This is a genomic window from Pseudomonas lactucae, assembly GCF_016937615.1.
GTDB lineage: Bacteria > Pseudomonadota > Gammaproteobacteria > Pseudomonadales > Pseudomonadaceae > Aquipseudomonas > Aquipseudomonas lactucae.
The window spans coordinates 1-9,036 of sequence record NZ_JAFHKI010000010.1 but is presented as its reverse complement, the minus strand read 5'-3'; the positions used below and the strand labels follow the sequence as shown (position 1 = coordinate 9,036).

At 60.9% G+C, this 9,036-nt stretch carries 7 protein-coding genes and 1 pseudogene; all 8 read right to left on the bottom strand.

The window, feature by feature from the left end:
• Positions 1 to 27: 27 nt before the first annotated feature.
• The 8 genes and pseudogenes from JWR98_RS02305 to glpD all read right to left on the bottom strand — a co-directional run bounded on the left by JWR98_RS02305 (position 28) and on the right by glpD (position 8,832).
• Positions 28 to 366 carry a GlpM family protein gene (locus JWR98_RS02305; RefSeq protein ID WP_003172076.1) on the bottom strand — a complete coding sequence of 113 codons (339 nt, stop codon included), beginning with the start codon at positions 364 to 366 and terminating at the stop codon, positions 28 to 30.
• Positions 366 to 1,703, bottom strand: coding sequence for a two-component response regulator AauR (gene aauR, locus JWR98_RS02300; protein ID WP_078731779.1), 1,338 nt, complete (start codon positions 1,701 to 1,703; stop codon positions 366 to 368). Before aauR ends, JWR98_RS02305 begins: the two co-directional genes overlap by 1 nt.
• Positions 1,700 to 3,601, bottom strand: coding sequence for a two-component sensor histidine kinase AauS (aauS, locus tag JWR98_RS02295; protein WP_078731780.1), 1,902 nt, complete (start codon positions 3,599 to 3,601; stop codon positions 1,700 to 1,702). Before aauS ends, aauR begins: the two co-directional genes overlap by 4 nt.
• Positions 3,602 to 3,710: 109 nt before the next feature.
• Positions 3,711 to 4,445, bottom strand: coding sequence for an amino acid ABC transporter ATP-binding protein (locus JWR98_RS02290; RefSeq protein WP_003172079.1), 735 nt, complete (start codon positions 4,443 to 4,445; stop codon positions 3,711 to 3,713).
• Positions 4,442 to 5,113, bottom strand: coding sequence for an amino acid ABC transporter permease (locus tag JWR98_RS02285; protein WP_078731781.1), 672 nt, complete (start codon positions 5,111 to 5,113; stop codon positions 4,442 to 4,444). The genes JWR98_RS02290 and JWR98_RS02285 overlap by 4 nt, the downstream gene beginning before the upstream one ends.
• Positions 5,113 to 5,858, bottom strand: a pseudogene (locus JWR98_RS02280) (amino acid ABC transporter permease). Before JWR98_RS02280 ends, JWR98_RS02285 begins: the two are co-directional and overlap by 1 nt.
• A gap of 194 nt (positions 5,859 to 6,052) precedes the next feature.
• Complete coding sequence (locus tag JWR98_RS02275) at positions 6,053 to 6,979, bottom strand: glutamate/aspartate ABC transporter substrate-binding protein (RefSeq protein WP_078731938.1); 927 nt, start codon at positions 6,977 to 6,979, stop codon at positions 6,053 to 6,055.
• A 314-nt stretch (positions 6,980 to 7,293) separates the two neighbouring features.
• Entirely contained in the window at positions 7,294 to 8,832 is a 1,539-nt protein-coding gene (glpD, locus tag JWR98_RS02270) for a glycerol-3-phosphate dehydrogenase (protein ID WP_078731782.1), read from the bottom strand.
• Between the last annotated feature and the right edge of the window lie 204 nt (positions 8,833 to 9,036).

The window sequence follows — 9,036 nt, the reverse complement described above, 5'->3', positions numbered from 1 at the left end:
CCCTCCCACATTTTTGACCGAGTCGGGTCAGGTATGGATGCGTACCCAGATACTCACCAGGATCGTCGCCGCCATCAGCCATGCTACCGCTGCTACGGCTAAAGAGGCCTCCAACCGCATCCGATCCACCATCACGTACAACGTCGCCAGGTACACAAAGTACGGAATGATCGACCACATCCCGAACAGGATGGTGGTCTTCAAATCGTCCAGCGAACGGCCCTTGCCGACGATGTAATGGGCGATCAGCGCAAAGGTCGGGAACAGCGGCACCAACCCCGCGATGTAGTAGTTTCTGGTCTTGGCCAGCGCGGCCAGGATCAGTACCACCGCCGCGCCAAGGGCGGCCTTCAGGAACAGATCCATCAGTGACTCAACCCGTATTTCTTGACCTTGTCGAACAGCGTGGTCTTGGCCATCCCCAGCTCCTGGCTGGCCTGGGTCAGGTTGCCACCGCTGCGTTGCAGGGCGTCGCTGAGCAGGTTGCGCTCAAACGCTTCCACCGCCTCGGTGAAGGCCACGCCCTGGTTGCCGCTGCCGGCGCCGCTTTTCTTGAAGGCGGGCAGGCCGAGGGCGAAGCGTTCGGCGACGTTGCGCAGCTCGCGCACGTTGCCCGGCCAGTCGTGGCTCATCAGGCTCGACAAGGTCTGGTTGTCCAGCTCCGGCACGGCGCGGTCGAAGCGTAGCGATGACTGCTGCAGGAAATGCTCGAACAGCTGCAGGATGTCTTCGCGGCGCTCGCGCAGCGGTGGCAGTTCCAGGGTGACCACGTTGAGGCGATAGTACAGGTCGCTGCGGAATTGGCTGGCACGGCTCAGCTCGTCGAGGTCGGACTTGGTGGCGGCGATCACCCGGCAATCCACTGCCACGCTCTGGTTCGAACCCAGGCGTTCCAACGTACGCTCCTGCAACACCCGCAGCAGTTTGATCTGCAGGTTGATCGGCATGCTTTCCACTTCATCAAGGAACAGCGTGCCTTCGTGGGCGTGTTCGATCTTGCCGATACGCCGCTTGCCGGCGCCGGTGAAGGCGTTGGCCTCGTGGCCGAAAATCTCGCTTTCGAAGAGGTTCTCCGGCAGGCCGCCGCAGTTCAGCGCGACGAACTGGTGGGCGTGGCGCCGGCTGAAATCATGCAAGCAACGGGCGACCAGTTCCTTGCCGGTGCCGGTTTCGCCTTCGATCAGCACGTTGGCCGAGGTGTCGGCGACGTTGGCGATCAGCTCGCGCAGGTTCTGCATGGCCGGGGAGCGGCCGATGATGCGGCCTTCCAGGGAGTCGCGCTCGGCCAGCTGGCGGCGCAGCGACCAGACTTCCCGCGCCAGCCCGCGTTGTTCCAGGGCGCGGCGGGCGACGTCCACCAGGCGTTCGGGGGAAAAGGGTTTCTCCATGAAATCGTAGGCGCCGTTGCGCATGGCGCCGACGGCCATGGAGATATCGCCATGCCCGGTGATCAGTACCACCGGCAGGCTTTTATCCAGGGCCTTGAGTCGGGTGAGCAGCTCCAGGCCGTCGATGCCCGGCAGGCGGATGTCGCTGATCACAATGCCCGCGAAGTTTTCGCCGACGCGCGTCAACGCCTCTTCGGCGCTGCCCACGCCCACGCTGGGGATGTCTTCCAGCGCCAGGGCTTGCTGGCAGCCGAGCAGCACATGGGGGTCGTCTTCGACGATCAGCACGGTGAGGTCTTGGGGATCAATATTCATGTCGACTCAGCTGGTTGAGTGCCCGCCAACGGCAGGCTCAGGACAAAGGCAGTACCACCACCGGCCGGGTGTTCCACGGCGAGGTTGCCGCCGGTCGCCGCCGCGAGGCTGGCGGACAGCGTGAGGCCCAGCCCCAGGCCTTGCTCGCCGGGTTTGGTGGTAAAAAACGGTTCGAACAGATGTTTGCGCGTCTCGGCGTCGATGCCATGCCCATTGTCGCGTACCTGCAGGCGGTATTTGCCTTCGCCGCTGCTGCCTTCCAGCCACAGCTCGGGAGCCGGTTGCGCCTGCATGGCGTCGAGGGCGTTGCCGATCAGGTTGACCAGGATCTGCTCCAGGCGCGTCTGGTCAATCTGCACGTCAGCGTTGGCAAAGTCGCGGTGCACGGTCAATGGCAGGCTGTCCAGGCGGGCACCGAGTACCTGGAACGCGGCGTCCACCGCTTTGGCGAGGCTGGCCTCGCCCTGGTCATCACCGCGTCGGGCAAAGGAACGCAGGCTGGCGGTAATGCGGCCCATGCGGTCGATCAGTTCGTTGATGGTCTTGAGGTTGGCGCTGGCGGTGTCCAGGGCGCCGCGCTCAAGGAAGCGCACGGTGTTGCCGGACAAGGTGCGCAGCGCCGCCAACGGCTGGTTCAGTTCATGGGCGATGCTGGTGGACATCTGGCCGATAGCGGCGAGTTTGCCGGCCTGCACCAGTTCATCCTGGGCACGGCGCAGCGTCTCTTCGGCCTGGCGCCGTTCGCGAATCTGGCCCTTGAGCCGTTCGTTGCTGGCGCGCAGGTCGGCGGTGCGTTCGGCAATCCGTCGCTCCAGCTGGCTGTTGGCTTCCTGCAAGGCTTCCCGTGCGGCGAGACGGGTGGCGATGACCTTGCGCCGCTCGTTCCAGGCGATCAGCAAAAACGCCACCAGACCAAACGCCACGGCCACCAGGATGCCCTGGTTGATCGCAGCGCGGCGCAGGTCGTTGAGCGGGGTGAGCAGGGTGAAATTCCACGGCGTGTCATTGAGCGGGCGGGTTTGCGCCAGGTAGCTGACGGCGTGCTCGTCGTTGACCACTTCGCTGTTGGCCGGGAAGGTCAGTTTCTCGGTGCCTTCGTTGAGCCGTTCGCGGGCCAGGGGTTCCAGTTCGTTGAGTGTGGCCCAGTAATATTGCAGGCTGTGGGCCAGTCGCTCCTTGGTCTCGTTGCTCAATGGCCGCACGGCCTTGAGGCGCCGAGCCGGGTCGCTGGAGAGGATGATGATGCCGTTCTCGTCGCTGACGAAGGCTTCCAGGCGCGCGCGCTGCCAGCGTTCTTCGAGGGCTTCGAGGCGCACCTTGACCACGGCGACGCCGATGATCTTGCCGTGTTCTTCCAGGCCATGGGCCAGGTAATAGCCAGGTTCGCCATTGGTGCTGCCGATGCCATAGAAGCGTCCGGGCTGGCCGCGTACGGCGTTCTGGAAATAGGCGCGAAAGGACAGGTCTTCACCCTGGTAACTGTCGGCATCGCGCCAGTTACTGGTAGCCAGTACCCGACCGGTGGTGTCCATCACGTAGATGGCCCGGCTGCGACTGCGTCGGTTCAGGCCTTCGAGGTAATCGTTGACGGTCTTGCGGGTTTCCTGGTTTGGATCGGCCAACAGCTTCGAGACGCTGGACTCCAGCTCCAGCAGGCTGGGCAGGTAGGTGTATTTGCTCAGTTCGCTTTCGACCGTGCGGGCATGCAACTCCAACTGGCGTTCGCCCGTGTCGCTAAGGGTGCGGATACCGTAGTACTCGCTGATCCAGAAGCCGATATAACCCAGGCCGATCATCAGTGCGATGGTCAACGGCGGCAGGAACAGTTGGCGAATCAGACGAGGTTTCACGGCAAGTGATGGCGGTGCGGCGCGAAATTGGTTGGGGTCGCATTTCATCACAGATGCCTTGGGTCAACCAGAGCTGCCGGCCTGTGCGATCCAATGTGGGAGGGAGCAAGCCCCCTCCCACATTGGCTCGGTTTCCACAGTAGGAGCTGCGTAGTACTTAGTGCTGCAGGATTTTCTCAAGGAAGTGCTGCGCGCGTTCGGAGCGGGCGCTGATGTCGCCGAAGAACTCTTCTTTCGGGCAGTCTTCGATGATCTTGCCGGCGTCCATGAAGATCACGCGGTCGGCCACTTTGCGGGCAAAGCCCATTTCGTGGGTCACGCACATCATGGTCATGCCTTCCTGGGCCAGTTGCACCATCACGTCCAGTACTTCGTTGACCATTTCCGGGTCCAGGGCCGAGGTCGGTTCGTCGAACAGCATGACGATCGGGTCCATGGCCAGGGCGCGGGCAATGGCCACGCGTTGTTGCTGGCCGCCGGAGAGTTGGCCGGGGTGCTTGTGGGCGTGCGCCGAGAGGCCCACGCGTTCCAGCAGTTGCAGGCCTTTCTGGGTGGCTTCTTCCTTGCTGCGGCCCAGCACCTTGATCTGCGCGATGGTCAGGTTTTCAGTGATGGTCAGGTGCGGGAACAGCTCGAAGTGCTGGAATACCATGCCCACGCGCGAACGCAGTTTCGGCAGGTTGGTCTTCGGGTCGGCGATGGAGGTGCCGTCGACCACGATGTCGCCCTTCTGGAACGGTTCCAGCGCGTTGACGCACTTGATCAGGGTGGACTTGCCCGAGCCCGACGGCCCGCACACCACGATCACTTCGCCTTTTTTGACATCAGTGCTGCAATCGGTCAGCACCTGGAAGTCGCCATACCACTTGTTGATGTTCTTGATAGAGATCATACGGCAAACCTTTTTTGCAGACGCTTGACCAGCAGCGAGGCGGAAAAGCTGATGATGAAGTAGACGACACCGGCAAAGATCAGGAACTCATTGGAGCGGCCGATGATGTCGCCGTTGGAGCGGGCGGAGTTGAGAAAGTCCACCAGGCCCACGGTGTAGACCAGCGAGGTGTCCTGGAACAGGATGATGCTCTGTTGCAGCAGCAACGGGGTCATCTTGCGGAACGCCTGGGGCAGGATGATCAGACGCATGGTCTGGCCATAGGTCATGCCCATCGCCTGTGCTGCGCCCATCTGGCCCTTGGGGATCGACTGCACGCCGGCCCGCACGATTTCGCAGAAGTACGCGGCTTCGAACATCATGAAGGCCACGACGCAGGAGGTGAACGCACCGATCGGGGTGTCTTCGCCGGTGATCCAGCGCAGCACGAACGGCACCGCCAGGTAGAACCAGGTGATCACCAGCAGCAGCGGGATCGAGCGGAAGTAGTTCACGTAGGCGCCGGCCACGCGCGACAGTAGTTTGCTGGACGACAGGCGCATCAGCGCGAGGATCGTGCCGAGGATGATGCCGCCGACCACGCCCATGACCATCAGCTGCAAGGTCATGACCATGCCGTTCCACAGGCCCGGGATAGCGGGGATGATGCCGCTGAAATCGAAGTCCATTATTTACCCCCCACGGAGATCAGGCCGGGCACTGCGACTTTCTTCTCGACCACGCGCATCAGCAGCATCAGGCTCATGTTCAGGGTGAAGTAGATCAGCGTGGCCAGGGTGAAGGCTTCAAACAGGTTGGCCGAGAACTCGGCGGTCTGCTTGGTTTGCGCCAGCAGTTCCATCAAGCCGATCAAGGACGCCACGGAGGAGTTCTTGAACACGTTGAGGAATTCCGAGGTGAGCGGCGGAATGATGATGCGGTAGGCCTGGGGCAGCAGCACGTTCCAGTAAATCTGCGGCAGCTTGAAGCCCATGGCGCGCGCCGCGGATTCCTGGCCACGTGGCAGCGCCTGGATACCGGTACGCACTTGTTCGCACACACGAGCGGCGGTGAACAGGCCCAGGCACACGACAACGCTCAGGTAGGCCGAGGTGGTCGGGTTCAGGTCTTGTTTGTACCAGTCCTGCAGGTTCTGCGGCAGCAGGTCGGGTATCAGGAAATACCAGATGAACAGCTGAACCAGCAGCGGCACGTTACGAAACAGTTCCACGTAGCAGGTCGCGATGCCCGATACGATACGGTTTGGCACGGTGCGCATGACCCCCAGAATGGAGCCCAGCAGCAAGGCGATAATCCATGCCACGACAGCGATGGCGATGGTCCAGCCCAGGCCGCGATGTACCAGTCGAGATAAGTCTCGCTGCCCACGCCGGTGGACTTGAAGAACACGCCCCAGTCCCAGTTGTAATTCATTAGGGTCTCCCCTCGAGATCGATCGATGTACAAGCACCCGCTTGGGGAACATCCATTCCCGCCTGACGGAGAACGTCAGGCACACACGATCGGCTCGAAAACCGCCAGGTCGAGTGTTCCAAGTTATAGCCAGCAGGTAGTAACAGACGCCTGGGGGAGGGTGAGCTCCCCCAGGAGGTAAGGTTAGTCAGGAATCAGATTTTTACTTCCGGAGCCGGCTTGTCGGTCGGGTTCTTGATCAGTTCCTTGACCTTGTCGCTCATCGGGAAGTTCAGGTTCAGGCCTTTCGGTGGGATCGGGCTTTCGAACCATTTGCTGTAGATCTTGTTGATCTCGCCGGATTTGTACAGGGCGACGATGGCGTCATCCACAGCTTTCTTGAAGTCCGGATCGCCTTTGCGAACCATGCAAGCGTAGGCTTCGAAGGACTGCGGAGTACCGGTGATGACCCAGTCGTCCGGCTTCTTGGCCTTGGCTTCTTCGCCGGCCAGCAGGGCGTCGTCCATCATGAACGCAACGGCACGGCCGCTTTCGAGCATCTGGAAGGATTCGCCGTGGTCTTTGGCGGAGATGACGTTCATGCCCATCTGCTTGTCGGCGTTCATCGCCTTGATGATGCGCTCGGACGTGGTGCCGGCGGTGGTCACGACGTTTTTGCCTTTCAGGTCGGCGAAGTCAGCGTAGCTTGGCTTGCCATCCTTGTCTTTCTTGACCAGCAGACGAGTGCCGATTTCGAAGATGTTGGTGGTGAAGTCAACTTGCTGGGCGCGTTCGGCGTTGTTGGTGGTGGAGCCGCATTCCAGGTCCGCGGTACCGTTCTGGATCAGCGGAATACGCGTTTGCGAGGTCACCAGGTTGTACTTGACCTTCAGGTCGGGCTTGTTCAGGTCTTTTTTCAGTTGCTCGACGACAGCCACTTGAATGTCGTGGGAATAGCCAACCGGTTTGCCCGAACCATCCGCGATGTAGGAAAACGGAATGGAGCTGTCGCGGTGAGCGAGGGTGATGGTGCCGGAGTCATTGATTTTCTTCAGTGTGCCGGTGAGTTCGGCGGCAAAGACTGGCGTGCTGATCAAAGCGGCAGCGATAGCTGCGCCCAGGATATGGGGAACGATGCGCATCAATACTTCCTCGACATTTGTTTTTTTTATGAAGCCGGCTGAGCGGCTCTCTTGTACAGCGAATGCCATGACGGCTCCTGAGGCGTCCTCAGGCAATCGTCGAAGAGTGTAGAGCATGAGTCGTGCCAGGCCAGTGATAAAAGGTTAAACATATGATTTATATGAAAATTAACTTTATATGACGAGCAATAATCAACCTGATGGTCCGGCAAACCGAATAGGCTGAGGCATCGCGTTCGGAAAACCGAATGATCGGCCGGGCATAAAAAAGCCCCTGGGCCTCACGGCGCAGGGGCTTTTGCAGGACGAATCTGTCAGGCCGCCTGGGTTTTGCTGCGGTTTTGTTCAACCTTGGACAGGTACCGCTGCAGGTTGTCCTGTTCCTGCGGGGTGGTGAACAGGCCTAGCTTGGTCCGCCGCCACAGCACATCCTCGGATTGGCTGACCCATTCTTCGGCGCACAGGTAGTCGACTTCGCGGGTGTACAGACCGCCACCCAGATGGTCGCCCAGGTCGGCGAGCGACTGCACGCCTTCGAGCAGGCGCCAGGTACGGCTGCCGTAGGTGGTGGACCAGCGGCGTGCGATCTCGCTCGGCAGCCAGTCGAATTTGCTGCGAATGGCGTCGGCCAGGGCCTCTGGCGTGGTCATGTCTTCGCCGCCCGGCAGGCTGGCCTTGGCGGTCCAGCTCGGGCGCATCTGGGTGAAATACGGTGCCAGTTGCGCCATTGCCGACTCGGCGAGCTTGCGGTAGGTCGTCAGCTTGCCGCCGAACACCGACAGGATCGGCGCCTCACCCGTGCCTCCGGACAGCGACAGCGTGTAGTCACGGGTGATCGCCGAGGGGTTGTCCGACTCGTCGTTGCACAGTGGGCGTACGCCGGAATAGGTGTGGACGATGTCGTCGCGGCTCAGCTGCTTCTTGAAGTGCGCATTGACTACGTTGAGCATGTAGTCGGTTTCACCTTCGGTAATCGCAACTGCAGCCGGGTCGCCGGTGTATTCGCGGTCGGTGGTGCCGATGATGGTCAGGTGGTTCAGGTACGGAATGGTGAACACGATGCGCTGGTCTTCGTTCTGCAGAATGTGCGCGTGGGCGCCTTCGTACAGCTTCGGCACGATCAGGTGGCTGCCCTGGATCAGGCGGATGCCGTAGGGCGAGTCCAGCTTGAGGTCGTCCTTGATGAACTTGGCGACCCACGGGCCGGCCGCGTTTACCAGCGCGCGGGCACGGATCGAAAACAGGCTGCCGTCGGTGCGTTCCATGTTCATTTCCCACAGGCCATTGCTGCGGTGTGCGCTGATGCAGCGGGTCTGCGTGTGGATGTGCGCGCCTTTTTCGCGGGCCGCCATGGCATTGAGTACCACCAGGCGGGCGTCATCGACCCAGCAATCGGAGTATTCGAAGCCTTTGGTGATTTCGCTTTTCAGCGGGCTGTCGGCACCGAACTTGAGGCTTTTGGAGCCGGCAAGCTTTTCGCGCTTGCCCAGGTGGTCGTACAGGAACAGCCCCGCGCGAATCATCCACGCCGGACGCAGGTGCGGGCGGTGCGGCAATACAAAACGCATCTGCTTGACGATGTGCGGGGCCTTGGCCAGCAACACTTCACGTTCGGCCAGCGCTTCGCGCACCAGGCGGAATTCGTAATGTTCCAGGTAGCGCAGGCCGCCGTGGATCAGCTTGCTGCTGGCGGAGGAAGTGTGGCTGGCCAGGTCGTCCTTTTCGCAAAGGAATACCGACAAACCGCGCCCGGCTGCGTCTGCTGCAATGCCGACGCCATTGATCCCGCCGCCGATAACGGCGACGTCATAGACTTCGGCAAGCGGTGGAGCAGGCAAGGTAGAAGGGTTCATCGGCTGGCCTCGCGATTTATTTCGTATTGGAATTCGAACATTAATGTTCATTTGCGAAAATGGTAGCTGATAAACGCGGGCGCAGCCACTCGAATTCGATTGAAAAAACTCATCGAAGGACGGGAAAAGGAAGAATTGTGAACATGGGCCTGGGGAAGGCTTGAGAAAAAGGCGCTGTATAAATCGCCATCGGGGGCAAGCCCC

Excerpts from the sequence above, each read along its gene's own strand:
- aauR (WP_078731779.1), bottom strand. The coding sequence starts at position 1,703 with ATGAATATTGATCCCCAAGACCTCACCGTGCTGATCGTCGAAGACGAC.
- JWR98_RS02285 (WP_078731781.1), bottom strand. The coding sequence starts at position 5,113 with ATGGACTTCGATTTCAGCGGCATCATCCCCGCTATCCCGGGCCTGTGG.
- JWR98_RS02290 (WP_003172079.1), bottom strand. The coding sequence starts at position 4,445 with ATGATCTCTATCAAGAACATCAACAAGTGGTATGGCGACTTCCAGGTG.
- glpD (WP_078731782.1), bottom strand. The coding sequence starts at position 8,832 with ATGAACCCTTCTACCTTGCCTGCTCCACCGCTTGCCGAAGTCTATGAC.
- JWR98_RS02275 (WP_078731938.1), bottom strand. The coding sequence starts at position 6,979 with ATGCGCATCGTTCCCCATATCCTGGGCGCAGCTATCGCTGCCGCTTTG.
- aauS (WP_078731780.1), bottom strand. The coding sequence starts at position 3,601 with ATGAAATGCGACCCCAACCAATTTCGCGCCGCACCGCCATCACTTGCC.
- JWR98_RS02305 (WP_003172076.1), bottom strand. The coding sequence starts at position 366 with ATGGATCTGTTCCTGAAGGCCGCCCTTGGCGCGGCGGTGGTACTGATC.